The sequence below is a fragment of the Streptosporangium sp. NPDC000563 genome, assembly GCF_040299985.1.
Classification (GTDB): Bacteria; Actinomycetota; Actinomycetes; order Streptosporangiales; family Streptosporangiaceae; genus Streptosporangium.
In genome coordinates this window covers 19696-37945 of the sequence record NZ_JBEPDA010000003.1, presented here as the reverse complement: position 1 = coordinate 37945, position 18250 = coordinate 19696, and the positions used below count along the sequence as shown (strand labels likewise).

The following is an 18250-nucleotide window of genomic DNA, read 5'->3' as shown; positions in this document are numbered from 1 at the left end:
GTCAGCGCTTTCCGCGGGTGGGGAGCATGTCGTCGTGGGGGAGGGACTCCGACGCGCGACCGACGGAGAACCGGTAGCCGGTCGGCCGGGTCTCCGAGACCACGGTCAGCCCGGGGATGGCCGTGAGCTTGCCGAGGAGCTCGTCCTCGACCGCCGCGGTGGAGGACGCGGGGGTGGGGTCCGCCGCCGCGGGGGCGACGCCGACCATGCCGATCGATCCGGAGGTGAGGATCGCCGGCATGAGGGCACGAGGTACTTGCACGGATATATCTCCTTCTGACACACAAAGTGTCGAAGGAGGCTATCGATCATGTTTTGTTGGCGATAGTCCTAATTTTCGCAATTCTGGCGTTGTGGAAGGGGCGATGCCCCCGAAGCGGTGGCGCCGATCCCCTGAACACGGTGCTCCACAGCGGAGGCGCGGCTCTCCGGCCCCGGTCGCATGTCGCGACCCCGTCAGGGACGCACGGCCGGTCATGACCTCCGGCGACCGGCCGTCACCGGTGGCGGCGGCGGAGACGTCAGCGTCGGCGTTTCCCGCCGCGGCCGTTGGGACGGCCCCGTGAGCCGGGCGCCGGGCTGGGCACGAGCCGTAGCCGGGCGCTCCTGGCCAGCATCGGTTCGTACACCAGCACGCGCAGCTCCTCCAGCGCCTCCCGCGCGGGATGCCCGGAATCCAGCACCTCCGCGACGAACTCCGGCGCGTCCCTGCCCGCCGACTCGCGGAGCTGCTCCACGATGGCCTCGGGACCGCCCAGCTCCAGCAGGATGACCATCCCCTCGGCGAGGAGCAGCGAGTGCTCGCGGGCGGTGAGATCCTCGGGGCCCAGCTCTCCCTCCTCCAGGAGGGCGGTGAGGACGAGGGATCCCAGCGCCGGGTCGTGCCGGAGTCTCGCCCGCATCGACCGGCCGTCGGGGAGCGACTCGGTCAGGGCGGAGAGCATGGCGGAGGCGCGGGTGCGGAAGGGACAGGCGCGGATGGCGTCCAGGAGCGGCTCGATGTCACCTCCGTGCGCCGCGAGCCAGCCTTCGAGCTCGGCGACCGCCGTCTCCTGGGTGTAGTGCTGGGCGATCACTCCCAGCAGCTCGCCGGCCTCGGCGTCCGCCAGCTCCCCGATCAGCGGGGCGTCCCGCCCGTCGGCGAGCAGCCGCTCGCGGACGGCTCGGGTGCCCAGGGGCGTTAGCGATACCAGCGGGCCGGGCTCCGCGAGGCGCGTCAGGAGCCGGGCGCACGCCTCGGGCGGCAACGGCAGGTCGTCCTGGGTGAGCTCGCCGATCCCCTCGACGAAGCCGGGACGCAGGTCGCTGGAGTACAGCTCGTCGGGCACGCCGTGGCTCGTCTCGACGGCACCGAGGCGGGAGAGGACGTCGAACACCACCAGGAGATCCTCGTCGACCCGTCGGCGCCAGACGTCCTGGCGGGAGCCGTTCTCCGCGAAGTCGAGCAGGAAGTATTCCTGGCAGGCGAGCCACACGGTCTCCTGCAGCCGGGCGACGGGGATCGGGGCCGGCAGGCTGTACATCGTGTTCAGCACGTCGGGCAGCAGCTCGTCGAACGCCGTGACGAGCATCGAGAAGCCGACCCTCCCGGAGGCGGGCGCGCAGATCGCGGCGCCCAGCTCGAAGACGGCCTCGAACGCGCGCCGCCACAGCGCCTCCGGGTCGCGCAGCAGCGGGGCGGCCTTGGCCACCGGGACCAGGCGTCCCTTGAGCACCCGCACCAGGCCCGCCTTCTTCGCCCAGGCCAGCAGGAGGTCCAACCGGGGCGTCTCCGTGGAGCCGCGCGCCCACTGATCCCGTTCCCCGGTGCCGGGCAGGTGCGCCGGATCCCCCTCCCCGGTGTCCGTCGGCCGCGCCGGATCTCCCTCCCCGGTGCCCGGCAGCGCCTCCGGATCGCGCTTCTGCGCGTTCGGCGGCTCCGTCGCTTCGCGGGTGCCGGACGCGCGTGCCCGCTGATCCGGCTCCCCGATGTCCAGCAGCTCCGCCAGCTCGCGGGCGTCGGCCGCCCGCAGGTCTCCGGCCTTGGTGAGAGGACGCCCGTCCTTCCCCACCCAGCCGGTCAGGGCGGTCAGCTGCCGTACGATCTCGCTTCTCGCGGCGTCGGCGGCGAGTTCGGCGGCGGTGGGGAGGGCGATGGGGCACTGGGAGAAGGCCCGGTCGTCGTCGGGTCCCGCGCCACCGAACTCGGCCTGGAGAAGCGCTTCGACCACGTCGGCGTCGAACTGTATCCGGCCGCTGCTGACGTCGTGCTGGAAGCGGGCCATGTCCTCTTCGTCGTCGAGGACGAAGCCGTTGTCGAGGGCGGTCTGCGCCCAGAGCCTCCCGATGCCCTGCCGCGCCGGGTCGGCGAGCGCCGCGGGAAACTCCGCCTCCGCCTCGGCCACGGCCGCCTCCAGTTCGGTGAGGGAGGCGCCCCGGGGGTCGCGCAGGCCGGACGCGGTGAGGTAGCGCAGGAGCGTGAGCAGGTTCTCCGGCGCGGAGGCGAGGGTCTCGCGCTCGGCCGCGAGGTGCCTGGGGATCCATTCCAGGAGGAAACGCCGCACCTGTCGCGTGTCCCAGTAGGCGAGCCGCCCGTCACGGCTGCGGTGGCGCGCGTCCAGGACCGCGGCGAGCATCGCCTCGTCGGCCCGCGTGCCGCGCTCGTCCGCCCAGGCGAGACAGCGACGGACCAGCAGGTCCTTCGCCGACTCGAACTCCTCGGTCTCCTCCGGATCGAAATGCGTCCGCACCGTGAACCCCCTACTCCCGTTGCCGTCGGCCTCCCGCTCGTGAAAGGACCGGGCTCGCGGCTTCGCGCCGTCGATCGTGCCATTATCGCCGACAGATCGTGATCTCGATGGTACGGAGAGTAAAGGTGCGGGTCGGTGGGCGTGCGCGGCGTCGTGGAAACGCAGGAGCCGTGTCGTGCCGGGGCGTGGCACAGTTGGCCGCATGCGTGTGGGCATCCTGGGTCCGCTGGAGGTGACGGCGGCCGGTGAGAGCGTCGAGATCGGGGGTGTCCGGCTCCGCGTGCTGCTGATCCGGCTGGCACTGGGAGCGGGGCGGGTCGTCACCGCCGACGAGCTGTCGGACGCGCTCTGGCCCCAGGAGCAGCCCGCCGACCGCGCGAACGCGGTACGGTCGCTCGTCGCCAGGCTGCGCCGCAGCCTGCCGGACGCCTCGGTGCTGCGGTCGGATCGCGGCGGTTACCGGCTCGACCTGCCGCCTGAGGCCGTCGACGCGCACCGGTTCGAGCGGCTGGCGCGGGCGGGGAGGCGCGCGCTGAACGGCGGGGACGCGCAGGCCGCCGGATCCCTGCTCGGTGAGGCGCTCGGGCTCTGGCGAGGTCCCGCGCTGGCGGACGCGGCCGGAGCCTCCTTCGCCACGGCGTACGCGGCCGGTCTGGAGGAGGCGCGGCTGGCCGCGATCGAGGACCGGGCGGAGGCGGACCTGGCGGCCGGGCGGCACGCTCACCTGGTGGCCGAGCTCTCCGAGGCGGCGACCCGTCATCCGCTGAGAGAGCGGCTGCAGGGACTGCTGCTGCGGGCGCTGCACGCCCAGGGGCGTCAGGCCGAGGCGCTGGCCGGCTACGAGAGGATCAGGCTCCGTCTGGCGGAGGAGCTGGGGGCCGACCCGGGGCCCGAGCTGCGGGAGATCCACCTCGCGCTGCTCCGGGAGGGCGAGGCGGAGCCCGCCCGCCGGCAGAAGGGCAACCTGCGGACCGCGCTGACCAGCTTCGTCGGGCGTACGGCCGAGGTGCGGCGGGTCGGCGCGTCGCTGGCGGAGGGGCGGCTGGTCACGCTGGTCGGTCCCGGCGGGGCGGGCAAGACCCGGCTCGCGACCACCGTCGCCGGAGGGCTCGCCGAGCGGTGGCCCGGTGGTGCCTGGCTGGTGGAACTCGCGGCGGTGACCGACCCGGCCGACGTGCCCCAGGCGGTGTTCGGCGCGCTCGGCACCCGGGTGCTCGATCCTCAGGGGGTGCCCAGGGACACGACGAGCCGCCTGGTCGAGGCGCTCTCGCGCGCCGAGACCCTGATCGTGCTGGACAACTGCGAGCACCTGGTCGAGGCCGTGGCCCACCTGGCGGAAGACCTGCTGGGGCGCTGCCCCGGGCTGCGGATCCTCGCCACCAGCAGGGAGCCCCTCGGGATACTCGGCGAGGTGCTGTGCCCGGTCACCCCGCTCGGGCTGCCCGAGCCGGACGCCTCGGTGCGGCAGGCGGTGACCAGCCCGGCGGTGCGGCTGCTCGCCGAGCGGGCCGCCGCCGTACGGCCCGGCTTCGCGGTCACCGAGGAGAACGTCGCGGCCGTGGTGGAGATCTGCCGGCGGCTGGACGGGTTGCCTCTCGCGATCGAGCTGGCCGCGGCGCGGATGCGTTCCCTGACCGCGCCGCAGGTGGCCGAGCGTCTCGGCGACAGGTTCCGGCTGCTGACCGGTGGCAGCCGTACCGCGCTGCCCCGCCATCGGACGTTGCGCGCGGTCGTCGACTGGAGCTGGGACCTGCTCGGTGAAGAACGCCGGTTCGCCGAGCGGCTCGCGGTGTTTCCCGGCGGGATCTCGGTGGAGGCGGCCGAGCGGGTGTGCGCGGAGCCGGGTACGGCCCTGGACCTGCTCGGCGCGCTGGTGGACAGGTCGCTGCTGCAGGTGGTCGAGGCGCCGCAGCCGCGCTACCGCATGCTGGAGACGATCCGGGAGTACGGGCTGGAACGGCTCGCGGAGAACGGGGAGGTCGCCCGGGTGCGGGCCGCGCACGCGGCGTACTTCCTGGACCTCGCCGAGACGGCCGAGCCCTTTCTGCGCGAGGAGCGGCAGCTGGTCTGGCTCGCCGTGCTGGAGACCGAGCACGACAACCTGCTCGCCGCCCTGCACTTCGCCGCCGACGCGGGCGACGCGGACACGGCGGTGCGGCTGGCCGCCGCGCTGAGCACCTTCTGGATGATGCGCGAGAACCACGCCGAGGCCGTGGTCCGGCTCCGTCTCGCCCTCGACGTTCCCGGTGAGGTCTCCTCGGAGCGCCGGTCGGTCGCGACCGCCTTCCACCTGATCAACAGGATGCTCTCCGGTGAGCACGAGAACGTGGAGGACGTCGTCGAGCGGTTCGGGGCGCTGGCCGAGACCGTCGGCCCCGACACCGGGGACCCGTTCCTCGCCCTGATCGATCCCATCTTCGCGATCTTCACCGACGACGTCGTCCGGGGCGTGGCCGCCGTCGAGCGGCAGATGTCGCACCCCCACCCGTGGACCCGCGCGATGCTCTTCATGATCAGGTCGGCGCTCCTGGAGAACGAGGGGGACCAGGTGGGAAGGCGCCGCGACCTGCTCGCCGCCGCCGCCGGGTTCCGCGAGCTGGGAGACCGCTGGGGGCTCGCCCAGGTGCTGAGCTCGCTGGCGGAGGCACACCTGGTCTTCGGCGACTTCGACGAGGCCGTCGAGACGATGGAGGAGGCGATCCGGTTGCTGGGGGAGCTCAACCCCGACGACCACGCCGTGCACCAGCGGATCACGCTCGCCGGCGCGCGGGCACAGCAGGGCGACGTGGACAGGGCACGCGCCGAACTCCTGGCGATGACGCGGCCCGACGAGAGGCGCTGGTCACAGCGGAACATCGCGTTCGCCCACCTCGCGCTGGGGGACCTCGACCGTCGTGCGGGTGACCTGGACGTGGCGGAGCGGCACTACGAGGCGGCGGCGACCGGCATCGAGGAGATCGGGTTCGTCGCCCCGCAGTTCCGCGCGCTGATCCTGCGGGCGATGGCGCATCTGGCGGTGGACCGCGGTGACCTCGTGGCCGCGGAACGGTGGGTCACCGAGGCGACGGACTGGGCGGTCGAGGGCAAGGACATGCCGGTCCTGGCCCACGTCGGCGTCGCCGCGGCGGCCATGCGCGCCCACGAGGGCGACCTGGCGGGGGCCGCGGAGACCCTCGGCGTCGCCGAGCGGCTCCGCGGCGCCCCCGACCGGTTCAACCTGGAGATCGCCGGGCTGGTCCGGCGGCTCAGGGACGAGCTGGGCGACGCCGCCTACGACGCCGCCCACGCGCGGGGCATGGCGCTCGACCGGGCCGCCGCGCTCGATCAGGTACGGCGGCGGTAGGCGCGGACCGCGAGCGGCGCGAACACCGCGAGGAAGAGCACAGAGGACAGCAGGGTCCACATCACCGGGCCCGTCGCCGGTCCGCCCAGCATCAGGGCGCGCGAGGCGTCCATCGCGTGCGCGACCGGGTTGAGCTCCACCCAGGTCTGCAGCCAGCCGGGCAGGGTCTCCTTCGGTGTGATCATGCTCGTGCCGAAGGTGAGCGGGAACAGCACCAGGAAGGCCGTCCCCTGCACCCCGCCCGGACTGCGCATGAGCATCCCGATCAGGACGAACGCCCAGCTCAGGCTGAACGCGAAGAAGACGGTGAGCAGGCACGCGGCGAGCGCGGAGAGCGGGTCGGTCTGGATACGGAACCCCAGCAGGAGGCCGCAGGCGAGCAGGGAGACGACGGCCACCAGATAGCGCGCCAGGTCGCCGAGCACCGAGCCGATCAGCGGTGCGGACCGGCCGATCGGCAGGCTGCGGAACCGGTCGAAGACCCCCTTGTCGATGTCGGTGTTGAGGTTCACCCCGGTGGCCATCCCGGCGAACATCACCGTCTGCACCAGGATGGCGGGAAGCAGGAACTGCAGGTAGTCCTGGGTGGAGCCGGCCACCGCCCCGCCGAGCAGATAGACGTAGATCAGCACGAAGACGATCGGCTGCAGCGTCACGTCGAGCAGCTGCTCGGGGGTGCGCAGCGTCTTGGTCAGGCTCCTCCTGCCGAGCGCGAGGCTGTGCCGTACCAGCCCGAAGGGCCGCTTCCTGAGTGGCGCCGGCGCCTGCGCGCGTTCCACGGTGAGGGTCATGCCGCGTTCTCCTCTTCCTCGGCGTGACGTCCGGTGAGCGTGAAGAAGACCTCGTCCAGGCTGGGCAGCCGGAGGCTGAGCTCGGTGACCGAGATCCGCTCCTGGTCGAGCCGCCGTACGACCTCGGTGAACGCGGTGTCGCTCTCGACCGGAACGGTGATCACGCCCCGGCCCGGTGATTCCGGGGTGCGGCCGACCACCGCGCCGACGAGCGCGGCGGCATCCGCCAGCCGGGCCGGGTCCGCGGGCCGGACGAGGATCGTCTGCCCGCCCACGACGTGCTTGAGTTCGGCCGGGGTGCCGTTCGCGATGACCCGTCCGTGGTCGATGACCGAGATGTTGTCGGCGAGGGCGTCGGCCTCCTCCAGATACTGCGTGGTGAGCAGCACGGTGACCCCGTCGGCGGCCAGCGAGCGGATGACGCTCCACATGTCGTCACGTTTGGCCGGGTCCAGACCGGTCGTCGGCTCGTCCAGATAGACGACGGAGGGGCGGCCGACGAGACCGGCGGCGAGGTCGAGGCGGCGACGCATGCCGCCCGAGTACGTCTTGGCCGCCCGCCCCGCCGCCTCGGCGAGCCCGAACTCCTTCAGCAGTTCCGCGGCCCTCGCCTTGGCCTCCCCGCGGCGCAGGTCGAGCAGTTCCCCGATGAGCACGAGGTTCTCCGTGCCGGTGAGGTCGTCGTCGACCGACGCGTACTGCCCGGTCAGGCCGATCAGGCGGCGCACCCGGGCGGCGTGCCGTACGACGTCGAGCCCGCCGACCGTGGCGTGTCCCTCGTCGGGTCTGAGCAGGGTGGCCAGCACGCGCACGGCGGTGGTCTTTCCCGCGCCGTTCGGCCCGAGTACGCCGAGGACCGTGCCCTGCGGGGCGGCCAGGTCGACCCCGGCGAGCGCGGTCGTCTTTCCGAAGCGTTTGACGAGTCCTCGCGTCTCGAAGGCGAGGGTCATGAGGTTCTTCCCGGTGGTGTCTTCACCCCGCGCACACTGGAGGAGCCGCGTGTCGGCGACGGCACAGATCCGTGTCGGCGAGCCGGTCGGCATGACACGCGGGAGGCGCGTTCCTCGGACGGCCCCGCGTCGGGGGCCGGTTTTCCGAGGTCGTCACCGGGTAACGCGTGGACATGCGCATCGGAAACACGGAGGTCAGGATCCTGGGCGGCTGGGCCGGCTGCCTGACCATGATCCTCGTCTCCGTGCTGCTCTCGATCCTCCTCACGGTCGTGCTGAACCTGTTTCTCCGCTGACCCGCCCGGCGTCCGTGGTGGACGTCGCGCCGGGTGATCCGCCGACCGGAGTCGGCGGGACCGTTCGCATCGGTGCTCCCCGCCTCGTGTGACACCTTTCATTCCTTTATCCCCGTGTTCTATAGTCTTTTAGAATATTTCCTCATAGGACGGGGAGTGCGATGTCGTATCCGGAAGCTCGTTACCTGGACGAGGCGGGCGAGAGCAGCGGGGTGTTCAGGCCGGCGAGCGCGGGGCCGGATCTGGTGATCGGTGGCACGACGGTGCGCTATCTGGGCACCGGTGCCTCGACGAACGGGCAGTTCGGCCTGTACCGCTGGGACATGGGGCCAAAACCCTCCGGTCCGGCGCCCCACTTCCACCGGACGATCTCCGAGTCCTTCTTCGTGCTCTCGGGGACGGTGCGGCTGTTCGACGGGAAGTCCTGGACCGACGCGACGGCGGGAGACTTCCTGTACGTCCCCGAGGGCGGGGTGCACAGCTTCCGCAACGAGTCCGGCGAACCGGCCTCGATGCTCCTGCTCTTCGCCCCGGGCGCGCCGCGCGAGGCGTACTTCGAGGAACTCGCCGAGATCGCGAGCAGCGGGCGCCGACTCACCGACGAGGAGTGGACGGACGTCTACCTGCGCCACGACCAGTACATGGTCTGACGGCCATGACGGAGTTTCGCGAGGAGCCGATCTACCGGCAGCTGGCGCGGATCGGCAGGACGCTGGCCAGTCCCGTCCGGCTCAGGCTGCTCGACGTGCTCGACCAGCGGGAGCGCACCGTCGAGCAGCTGTCGGAGGCGGCCGACATCCCGCTGAAGAACACCTCGGCCCAGCTGCAGCAGCTGCGCGCCGCCCACCTGGTGACGAGCCGCAGGGACGGTACGCGGATCTACTACCGGCTCGCCGACGAGCAGGTCTCCCGGTTTCTGGGCGAGCTGCAGGACTTCGCCGCCGAAAGACTCGCCGACCTGCGTGAGGCGGTCTCCGAACACCTCGGCGAGGTCGCCGTCCTGGAGGCGGTGACCGCCGAGGAACTCGCCGGACGTCTCACCGACCCCGACATCGTGATCGTCGACGTCCGTTCGGCCGCCGACCACGCCCTCGGCCATGTGCCGGGGGCGGTCTCGGTTCCGCTGGCCGAGCTGCGGGACCGTCTCGACGAGCTGCCCGGGGACGTCGAGATCGTGGCCTACTGCGGCGGCCCCTACTGCGTGGTCTCCCCGGAGGCGGTGCGGCTGCTGCGCGACCACGGCTTCCGGGCACGCCCGCTGGACGGCGGACTCGCCCGCTGGCGTCGTACGGGCAACCGGCTGCAGACCGGTTCCCCCCTCTCGGGCCCGTGACGGATCCGGGGAACCGCGGGGGCGGCGATCCGAGGTCCTCACGGCGCGGAGACACCGGCCGACAGGGGGAGCACGGCCTTCACGAGTGCGCCGCCGCCCGGTGCGGGGCCCATCACGCAGGTTCCGCCGAGTTCGCGGGCGCGCTCACGCATCGAGGCGAGACCGATCCCCGGACGGGGAGCCGGGGGCGGCCCGCTCCCGTCGTCGCGGACCCGGACCGTGAGGAAGGAGTCGTCACGCCGGAGCGAGATCGTCGCCGAGCGGGCCCCGGCGTGCCGGCGGACGTTGGTGAGCGCCTCCTGCGCGATGCGGTACGCGGCCACCTCGACGGCCGAGGGCAGGCCGGACAGGTCGCCCTCGGTCTCGACGATCACCGAGGGTCCGTTGTCCGCCAGTGCCCGCACGGCTCCGGCCAGGCCGAGCGCGTCCAGGGCGGGCGGGTACAGGCCGTGTACCAGCTCTCTGATCTCCTGGCCGACCGCGTCCATGCCGTCGCGCAGTTCCGCCAGCAGGCGGTCGGTCGAGGCGGGGGCGGTGCGCAGGCTGATCCTGGCCATGTTGACGACCATCGCCATCTCGGTCAGCGCGTGGCCGAGCCCGTCGTGCAGATCCCGGCACAGTCGGCGGCGCTCCTCTTCACGGACACGGGCCAGCACGGTCGTCGGCGTGCCCTCCTGATCGGTGACGGCGGTCACGGCAGCTGCCAGATGCCGGAGAGCGCCGCGGTCAGGAGCAGCGTCGCGCCGATCCCGAGCCAGAACCCACGCCGGGCCGAGTCGCGCAGCATCGCCAGCGCCGCCGCTCCCAGGCTCAGCGCCAGCAGGTAGACCGCGTGCCAGAGCGCCGACCCCTCGGCCTTCTGGAACGTCCACATGGGGGAGGTCCACAGCACGAACTCCACGAGGAAGCCGAGGAAACGCTCGGAGCCCTGATAGACGATGTAGTTGAAACCGACCAGTACGGACATGACCGCGAACGGCACGCCCTGCCGGGGTGCCCAGCGGGCGGTCGCGGTCCCCAGGAGCGTGGCTCCGAGCACGCACAGCGGTGCGGCGGCCATCTCCCACACCGTGGGAGCATGTCCCAGGTCCACCTGGAACATCTGGCAGAGGCGCAGCAGCACCGCCTGGAACAGGCAGGCCAGCACGAACGGTCCGAGGGCGGCCAGGCAGGCGGCGGCCGTACGGTGCGCGCGGTCGACCGGGGCGGTGGACAGCAACTCGTCCGTGCCCGCCCGGTGTGCCGCGGTACCGGTGAGGTTCGCGGCGAAGAACGCAGGTACGCCCCATATCATCACCATCTGAGCGGTGATCATCCTGAAGGAGTCCTGCGGCCACTCCCAGGTGTGGCCGAGCAGCCCCGCCGTCATCAGCGCGGGCCCGAGCAGGGTGAGCGGGTGGCGGAGCAGCCGCCGGAGCTCGGCGTAGGCCAGCGCGGGCACCGCGTGACGCGTGGTGGCGGGCCACCGGCCGGCGAGCGACGACGAGCCTGTCATGACAGTCCTTTCCGCGGACGGACGGCCGGTCCGCGTGTCCGTACCCGGGGCGGCGCGCCTGCCCGGGCTGGTGTCCGTGCCGTCGTCCGTCCCCGGCCCGCGGGCCGGGGACGGGGATCGTGGTCGCAGGTCATGCCGTCGCCGCCGTCGCCTTGTCGCCGAGCAGCAGCAGGTAGCCGTCCTCCACGGTCGGTTCGGCCGGCCGGGCCCCCTCGGGAGCGGGCCCGATGTTGCGGAACAGTCCTTCACCGGTACGCCAGGAGAGCACCCCCGACTTCTCCGTGGACAGCCAGACCCTGCCCTCGGCCAGGGTCCGGAGCTGCTCGGGTGTGCCCTCGAACGCGCACCGTCCCGCCTTGAGCACGACCACCCGGTTGCACAGGGCGGAAACGTCCTCGGTCTGGTGGGTGGAGAGCACGACGGTGCGGTCCTGTCCGATGTGCGAGATCAGCTCGCGGAACCGGAGCCGCTGTTCGGCGTCCAGACCGACGGTCGGCTCGTCCAGCAGGATCAGCTCGGGGTCGCCGAGCAGCGCCTGCGCGATGCCCAGCCGCCGCCGCATCCCGCCCGACAGCGTCCGGATCCGCTTACCGCTCACGGAGGTCAGCCCGACCTCCTCGATCACCCGGCGCACCTCGTCGTGCCGTGCCCGCCGCTCCACCATCTCCTTCAGGATCGCCACGTAGTCGACGAACTCGAAGACGGTGAACCCCCGCTGGTATCCCGGCTCCTGCGGCAGGTACCCCAGCCGCCGCCGGATCTCCAGCAGGTCCCCGGCCGGGTTCCGGCCGAGCAGTCTCAGCTCGCCCCCGTCCGGTGCGAGCACCGTCGCCAGCATCCTGACGAGCGTGGTCTTGCCCGCGCCGTTCGGCCCGAGCAGGCCGGTCACCCCCTTGCCCACGGTGAAGGTGAGCCCGTCCAGGACCCGGTCGCGGCCGTAGGCCTTCACCAGGCCGACTGCCTCGATCATGAGAACTCCCTGCGGCGAAAGAAGAGAAGCGCGACGGACACGAAGGTGACGACCAGGTAGCCCGCCTGGCCGACGCCGCCGAACATCGCCAGGCTCGGCTCGCGAAGGTTGACGGAGACGACCACGACCAGCCAGGTCGCCGCCACGGCGGCCCCGCAGTGGCGCGGATCGAACCGGCTGGACAGGGCGAGGGTCAGCGAGGTCAGGGCGAGCGAGGGCAGCAGCCACGCGGCCGCGGTCCAGTCGTGGTCCAGCAGGCCGAGGCCCGTCACCAACGCCAGCGCCGACGAGGACGTCAGCACCGCGGCGGCGCGGATCAGCATCAGCCGGAACATCGAGTACGGAGCCGCCAGGCCGATCTCGTGGGCCGGATCACCGTCCCTGCCGAAGGCCACGGCGACCCCGGCGACCGGCAGGATCGGGGCCAGCGTGAGATAGACGAGCAGCCCCTGCCGCGTCATCTCTCCCGAGGCCAACGCGGCGAACAGGAGCGCCACGGCGCTGGCCGCGATCCACGGCAGGCGTAGCGAGTGGGCGGCGCCCAGCAGGCGGGCCGTGTGCTCGTGGACACCGATCGCCCGCAGCAGCCGCTCGAACGGTCCCGGTACGGGCGCGTCCACCGCGTCGGCCACCTCCGCCCAGACCCGGTCCAGCCGAGGGCGCGGTACCTGGGGCGCGAGCAGGCTCCGGCATTGATCGCAGGCCAGCAGGTGGGCCTCGACCGAGGCGGCCAGGGTCGGGTTCAGCTCCCCGTCGGCGTACCTGACGGCCAGGCCGTCGTCCATGTGCCAGGTGCTCATACCAGTTCCTCCCTCAGCAGTGCCTTCGCGCGCATCATCCGGGTCTTGACGGTCCCGGCGGGGATACCGAGCAGCCGCCCGGCCTCACGGGTGGTCAGGCCGTCCAGGACCGTCGCCTGGACCACCGCGCGCAGCTCGGGGGAGAGCCGGCCCATCGCCTGGCCGAGCTCGCCGTACTCGATGCCGAGCAGCACCTGCTCCTCGGCCGAGACCATTACCTGCTCGTAGGCGGGCAGTGGCACCGCCGGACGACGGCGGAGCTGGTCCAGCAGGCGGCGGATGCCGATGCCCCAGATCCACGCGGCCACCTCTCCCTTGCCCTTCCAGGTGCGTGCCGTGCGCCAGACGGCCACGAAGGTGTCCTGGAGCGCCTCGTCCACCAGCGCCGGATCGGCGCACCGCCGGGTGAGCCGGATGACGAGCCAGGGTGCGTGCCGGGCGTAAAGGACCTCCAGGGCCCGGCGGTCCCCGTCGGCGACGGCCTCGAGCAGTCGAGCGTCCGTCCAGCTCTCGTGCTCACTCATGGGAGCCCCTTCAACGGTGTCATGCCTCTCTGTCGCATCCGGCCGCTCCGGCGGTTCACGGTTTCGTGGTGTCCGGTGCCGTACGGGTTCGCCGTGTCCGGGGATCCGGGGGCTGTCGTGTTCGGCGGCCCCGGCGGTTCACCGCATGGAACGAACCGAATGCGGTGTTACGCCCGACAAGTGAGGCATGAGAAGGAAAATACTATTTTCGCTGGTGGTGCTGTCCACGGTGTGCGCCACGGCGTCGTGCTCGCCGGGGGTGCCGCTCGACGGGCCCCCCGGTACCGGGAAGATCATCATCGACGCGGACATGGGCGAGCTGAACGACGACGCCCAGGCCATGTTCCTGCTGGCCGCCGCCGAAGGGGTGGAGGTGCTCGGGGTCACCACCGTGGGCGGCAACACCTGGCCGGAGGAGGGCACCGCGTACGCGCTGCGCCAGCTGGAGCTCATCGGCAGGGCCGACATCCCGGTGGTGACCGGCGAGAGCAATACGCCGGAGCCGAGGGACGACTACGACGGAGCCCTGGACCGGCCGCGACCGGCGTCCCACCGCGCGCTGGCGACTCCACCGCACGGTGGCTACGCGACGACCCGGCCCGCGGCGGGCAGCGCCTCCGACTTCATCGCCGACCAGGTGCGGCGCCACCCCGGCGAGGTGACCGTCTTCGCGCTCGGCCCGGCCACCAACCTGGCACGCGCCGTACGGGAGCACCCCGACATGGTCCCCCTGGTCAGGGAGGTCGTCCATCTGGGAGCCGACACCGAGGGGGAGGAGTTCAACCGCTGGTTCGACCCCGAGGCGTCCCGGGTCGTGTTCGAGGCCCCGTTCCGGCGCGAACTGGTCGTCACACTGGAGGCGGCGCAGCGGCTCACCTTGGACAGGCGGACCTACGAGCGGGTGGTCGCGGGCGAGGAGACCCCGGTCAGGAGGCTCTTCAAGGAACTGCAGGGGCCGCTCTTCGCCGGTGACCCGGGACATCGGGCGTTCGTCTGGGACGCCGTGGCCGCGGCGGTCTTCCTCCGTCCCGAGATCGTCTCCGATTCGGACGGCCGCACCGTGCTGGAGGTGGACCCGGACCGGTTCTGGGACCTCTACGTCACGCGGATCGGCTCGGCCAGGCCGTCGAGCTGAGGGGTTCGAGCCGCCGGGACGCCCGACCCCTGACGTCCACCGGAAGGTTGGACGCGCCGTGAGCAGAGAGCGCGGGTGGAACTTTCACCTGACGGGGAACGTGCCGGAGCCAATCGGGCCTGGTGGCCCCATGGGGACCGTGGCGGCGGGCCGGGGGAGCTTGCGATGGGGAGGAACAGTTCTATGGTGCGAACTATGCGGGCGCTCCCCACCAATCCGCGACCGGAAGCGGTGTCAGCATGAGGCGTACGAGAGAACGTGGAGTGAGGCGGGTCATCGTGACGGTCCTGGCCGTCCTCGGCCTGGTCCTCGGGTCCGGAGCGGTCGCCGCTCCGGCGCGTGCCGACACGACGATCTGCGAGAAGGACGGCGCCACCGTCATCCAGAACGGGAAGTACCACGTCCAGAACAACAACTGGAGCGACGACACCGAGCAGTGCGTCAACGTCACGGGCCTCGGTTTCTCGGTGACGGAGGCGAGCCACGACAGAGCGACCGACGGCGCGCCGGGCTCCTACCCGTCGATCTTCGCCGGTTGTCACCGCGGCCGGTGCACCTCCGGCAGCGGCCTGCCCATGCGGATCAGTGACAGCCGGTTCAACGGCATCCAGACCAGCGTCCACATGACCTATCCGAGCGGCGGCGTGTACAACGCGTCCTACGACATCTGGCTCGACCCGGCTCCCCGGACGGACGGCCAGAACACCGGTGCGGAGATCACGGTCTGGCTGAACCGGGTGGGGCCGATCCAGCCGATCGGCTCCCGAGTGGGTACGGTCAGCCTCGCCGGGGCGAGCTGGGAGGTCTGGTACGGCAACGTCGGCTGGAACGTGATCTCCTACGTCCGCTCCTCGGCGACCGCGTCGATCGGCTTCGCCGTCAGTACCTTCGTCGACGACGCGATCAGTCGCGGCCATGTCCAGCGGTCGTGGTATCTCACCAGCGTCCAGGCGGGCTTCGAGCCGTGGGTCGGCCAGACCGGCCTGGCGGTGAACAACTTCTCCTACGGCATCATCGCCGCCGGAAGCTGCTCGGCCACAGCCACCGTGTTGTACGGGGGGAACAACATATACACGGTCGATCCGGTCAGAGTGACCAACACCGGTCCCTCCACGATCCACGACTGGACCGTCACCGTCACGCTGCCGGCCGGGCACAGCCTCATCGGCTCCTGGGGTGCGACCGTGACCACCAAGGGGCAGACCGTCACCGCTCGCAACCTGAGCTACAACGGCTCCCTCACGCCCGGGGCCAGTGCGAACTTCGGCTTCCAGGCCGTCCGCCCACCCGGCGTTTCCCAGTGGCCCTCGCCCTATGTCTGCACCACCCTTTCCTGACCTCGGCTCGGTTTCGCGCGCTGCCTCAAGGCGTGCTCGAACAGGTCGAGGAGGTTACCGGACCCGTCACCGGGCCATCCGGAGGATGTCCCGGGCCGGGAGGGCGTACGCCGCGACGAGGGCTAGCCGCGGTGCCTGCTCACCATTCCCGCCGCGAGGGGGGCGTTCGCGAAGTCACCGGCCGCCACGCGGGCGGCGACGGTGCGGCGGACGAGACGGTCGGCGAGGGAGGGGGCGTGCCTGCCGACCATCATCTCCACACGTCCCCGGACGGTGGTCGCCACGTCGCGCGGGGCGCGGCGGGCGGTGACGGCGCGGACGATCGCGTCGACCACGCCCTCGACGGGCTCGGGCCGGGACACCGCGTCCAGGGAGAGCCCGGCCTGGCGCGTACTGTCGTGGATCGGGCTGCGGACCATGCTCGGGTAGACGGTCGTCACGCCGACGTGCGTGCCGACCTCCAGCCGGAGCGCGTCGGCGTAGGCGGCGAGGGCGCGCTTGGAGACACCGTACGCCGCCGCCAGCGGCAGGGGCAGGACCGCCATCCGTGAGGCGATGAAGACCACCTGCCCGCGCGCACGCACCAGGTGGGGCATGACCGCCGCCGTCACCCGCCAGGCACCGAGCAGGTTCAGCCGCAGCTGCGCCTCCACCTCGTCGCCCGGGGCGAGTTCGGCCGGTGCCGGCCCGCCCCGGCCGGCGTTGTTGACCAGCAGGTCGATGCCGCCCAGCAGGGCCGCCGCCTCGGCCACCGCCGCGTCGACGGATTCGGAGGAGGTGATGTCGCACGCGATGATCGGGATGTCGGAGTCGTCGGGGCGGGCGATGTCCAGGCCGACCACGTGCGCGCCCTGGGCGGTGAACCGTGCGCTCATCGCCCTGCCGAAGGTGCCGGCCGCGCCGGTGACCAGGATCCGGCGCCCGGCGAGCGCACGGGAGGGGGAGGCGCGCAGCTCGCGCCGCATGACGCGGAGATACTGGTCGACGTCGATCCGCATGTGGGGCCTGCGCTGCCCCCAACGCTCTCGGGCGGCGTCGAGTTCGGCGGAGGCGATCCTGCGCGCGGTCTCGGGGTCGGGCAGCCGGTGGGTTCCTGCGCGTACGGCGGCGAGGAGGCGGCCCTGCGCCTCGACGACGGGCAGCGCCGAACCGGTCGACTGCATCAGCCCGACGTAGCTGATCGAGTCGTCGCCGATGGGGAAGACGTGGCGGTAGAGCAGCGTGCTCGCCGGGTCGGGCGCCGTGCCGGTGCCGGTGCCGGTGGCGGCGGCGGTGGCGGTGGCGGAGGTGTCGAGGAACGGGGTCACGGCCCGGTAGCCGGTGCACCAGACGATGTGGTCGACCTCGTCCACCTGCCCGTCGGTGAAATGGACCCGCGAGCCGTCCAGGCGCGCGATGCCCTGGCGCGCGAGCACCCTTCCCTCCGCGACCAGGCGGGGAACGGAGTCGCTCAAGGTGGGGTGGTCCTGGAGCACACCCTGGCGGGGAGCGGGCAGACGCGGCCCCGCGGGTTTCCTGTCGGCGACCCTGAGCACCGCCTGGGAGACCACCTGCCGCACCCGCCAGGGCAGGAGGGCCGCGAGGGCGCCGTTGAGCTGGTCGGAGGGCCGGCCCAGCAGCCGCTTGGGCAGCACCCAGACGCCTCGTCTCGCCGACAGCAGCACGGCGGACGCGTGGTCGGTCAGTTCGGCGGCGATGTCCATCGCGGAGTTGCCGGTGCCCACGACGAGCACACGCCTGCCCGCCAGCTCGGCGGGGGTGACGTAGTCGTGCGCGTGCGACTCGGTGCCGGTGAACGTCCCCGGGTAGGGCGGTTCGGGCAGCCGGGGCTCGTGGTTGTGGCCGTTCGCCACCACCAGGTGCTCCACCGTCTCGCGGTACGGCCCGCCGGGACCGGTCAGCTCCAGCTCCCAGCCGCCCTCGGTGCGCCGGGCCGATTCCAGCGTCGTGCCGAACCGGAAGCGCTCGCCGACCCCGAAACGGTCGGCGTACGAGCGCAGGTATTCGAGCATCTGGGCGCGGGTCGGATAGTCGGGCCACTCGGCGGGCATCGGGAAGTCGGAGAACTCGGTGCGCGGCCTGCTCGTGTTGAGGCGCAGGCCCTCGTAGGACGCGGTGTCGGCCTCCAGCCGCCACAGGCCGCCGAGGGAGGTGGCGCGTTCGATGCCGAGGACGGGCAGACCGGCCTCGATGAGGGCCTTCGCCGCCGCTATACCCGCCGCGCCGCCGCCGACGACGGCCGTCGTCCCCCGGCCGGGGACGCCGTCGCGGCCGGGGGGCACCCCTTGACCGGGTACGTCGTCAAGGGCGTTCACTCCTCGGCCGGTGACGCCTTCGTGGTCGGCGGTCACCCTCACGCCGCGTGCGTCTTCGCGGGCGGTGGTCACCCTCACGTCGTGGGTGCCTTCGCGGGTGGCTGTCCCAGGGGCCGTCCCAGGGGCCGCTCCGGCCTCGCCGCCGACGGTCGTCTCCGTGCCCGGCATGTCGTCGGCGGTCGCTTCCCCTGCACTCATCCGTCGCCTCCCATATTCCATCGGATGATGGAAT

At 72.2% G+C, this 18250-nt stretch carries 16 protein-coding genes; 6 read left to right on the top strand and 10 right to left on the bottom strand.

The annotated features are described in order from the left end of the window. Position 1: 1 nt before the first annotated feature. Positions 2–262, bottom strand: a complete 261-nt coding sequence (locus ABT352_RS10860; RefSeq protein ID WP_350944309.1) for a hypothetical protein — start codon at positions 260–262, stop codon at positions 2–4. A 259-nt stretch (positions 263–521) separates the two neighbouring features. Then, on the bottom strand, positions 522–2729 hold the full coding sequence (locus ABT352_RS10855; RefSeq protein ID WP_350944308.1) for a hypothetical protein: 2208 nt from the start codon (positions 2727–2729) through the stop codon (positions 522–524). A 202-nt stretch (positions 2730–2931) separates the two neighbouring features. Between ABT352_RS10855 and ABT352_RS10850 the strand changes: the two genes are divergently transcribed. Further along, the gene (locus ABT352_RS10850; RefSeq protein ID WP_350944306.1) at positions 2932–6072 is read left to right on the top strand and encodes an AfsR/SARP family transcriptional regulator; all 3141 of its coding nucleotides are present in this window, start codon (positions 2932–2934) and stop codon (positions 6070–6072) included. Here the strand turns inward: ABT352_RS10850 and ABT352_RS10845 are convergent. After that, complete coding sequence (locus ABT352_RS10845; RefSeq protein ID WP_350944305.1) at positions 6054–6863, bottom strand: ABC transporter permease; 810 nt, start codon at positions 6861–6863, stop codon at positions 6054–6056. The genes ABT352_RS10850 and ABT352_RS10845 overlap by 19 nt on opposite strands. Further along, complete coding sequence (locus tag ABT352_RS10840) at positions 6860–7813, bottom strand: ATP-binding cassette domain-containing protein (protein WP_350944303.1); 954 nt, start codon at positions 7811–7813, stop codon at positions 6860–6862. The genes ABT352_RS10845 and ABT352_RS10840 overlap by 4 nt, the downstream gene beginning before the upstream one ends. A gap of 173 nt (positions 7814–7986) precedes the next feature. Between ABT352_RS10840 and ABT352_RS10835 the strand changes: the two genes are divergently transcribed. The 3 genes from ABT352_RS10835 (at position 7987) to ABT352_RS10825 (ending at position 9442) form a co-directional block, all read left to right on the top strand. Next, positions 7987–8109 (top strand): hypothetical protein, encoded by a 123-nt coding sequence (locus tag ABT352_RS10835; protein ID WP_350944302.1) that lies wholly within the window; start codon positions 7987–7989, stop codon positions 8107–8109. Positions 8110–8270: 161 nt separating this feature from the next. Then, positions 8271–8759: a cupin domain-containing protein gene (locus ABT352_RS10830; RefSeq protein ID WP_350944300.1), complete on the top strand. Its 489-nt coding sequence runs from the start codon at positions 8271–8273 to the stop codon at positions 8757–8759. Positions 8760–8764: 5 nt separating this feature from the next. Continuing rightward, a complete protein-coding gene (locus tag ABT352_RS10825; protein ID WP_350944299.1) occupies positions 8765–9442 on the top strand; it encodes an ArsR/SmtB family transcription factor in 678 nt (225 codons plus the stop codon). Positions 9443–9480: 38 nt separating this feature from the next. Here ABT352_RS10825 and ABT352_RS10820 read toward each other — a convergent pair whose 3' ends face one another. The 5 genes from ABT352_RS10820 to ABT352_RS10800 form a co-directional block, all read right to left on the bottom strand. Then, the gene (locus tag ABT352_RS10820; RefSeq protein ID WP_350944297.1) at positions 9481–10137 is read right to left on the bottom strand and encodes a sensor histidine kinase; all 657 of its coding nucleotides are present in this window, start codon (positions 10135–10137) and stop codon (positions 9481–9483) included. Continuing rightward, positions 10134–10937, bottom strand: coding sequence for a hypothetical protein (locus ABT352_RS10815; protein ID WP_350944295.1), 804 nt, complete (start codon positions 10935–10937; stop codon positions 10134–10136). The genes ABT352_RS10820 and ABT352_RS10815 overlap by 4 nt, the downstream gene beginning before the upstream one ends. A gap of 130 nt (positions 10938–11067) precedes the next feature. Further along, positions 11068–11907, bottom strand: coding sequence for an ABC transporter ATP-binding protein (locus ABT352_RS10810; RefSeq protein WP_350944293.1), 840 nt, complete (start codon positions 11905–11907; stop codon positions 11068–11070). Then, a complete protein-coding gene (locus tag ABT352_RS10805) occupies positions 11904–12707 on the bottom strand; it encodes an anti-sigma factor family protein (protein ID WP_350944291.1) in 804 nt (267 codons plus the stop codon). Before ABT352_RS10805 ends, ABT352_RS10810 begins: the two co-directional genes overlap by 4 nt. Further along, positions 12704–13231: an RNA polymerase sigma factor gene (locus ABT352_RS10800; RefSeq protein WP_350944289.1), complete on the bottom strand. Its 528-nt coding sequence runs from the start codon at positions 13229–13231 to the stop codon at positions 12704–12706. The genes ABT352_RS10805 and ABT352_RS10800 overlap by 4 nt, the downstream gene beginning before the upstream one ends. Positions 13232–13445: 214 nt before the next feature. Between ABT352_RS10800 and ABT352_RS10795 the strand changes: the two genes are divergently transcribed. Both ABT352_RS10795 and ABT352_RS10790 read left to right on the top strand, forming a co-directional pair. After that, positions 13446–14366, top strand: a complete 921-nt coding sequence (locus ABT352_RS10795; RefSeq protein WP_350944287.1) for a nucleoside hydrolase — start codon at positions 13446–13448, stop codon at positions 14364–14366. Positions 14367–14605: 239 nt separating this feature from the next. After that, positions 14606–15703 carry a glycoside hydrolase family 12 protein gene (locus ABT352_RS10790; protein WP_350944286.1) on the top strand — a complete coding sequence of 366 codons (1098 nt, stop codon included), beginning with the start codon at positions 14606–14608 and terminating at the stop codon, positions 15701–15703. Positions 15704–15825: 122 nt separating this feature from the next. Here the strand turns inward: ABT352_RS10790 and ABT352_RS10785 are convergent, their stop codons facing one another. Beyond that, positions 15826–18216: an SDR family NAD(P)-dependent oxidoreductase gene (locus tag ABT352_RS10785; RefSeq protein ID WP_350944285.1), complete on the bottom strand. Its 2391-nt coding sequence runs from the start codon at positions 18214–18216 to the stop codon at positions 15826–15828. Positions 18217–18250: the final 34 nt, after the last annotated feature.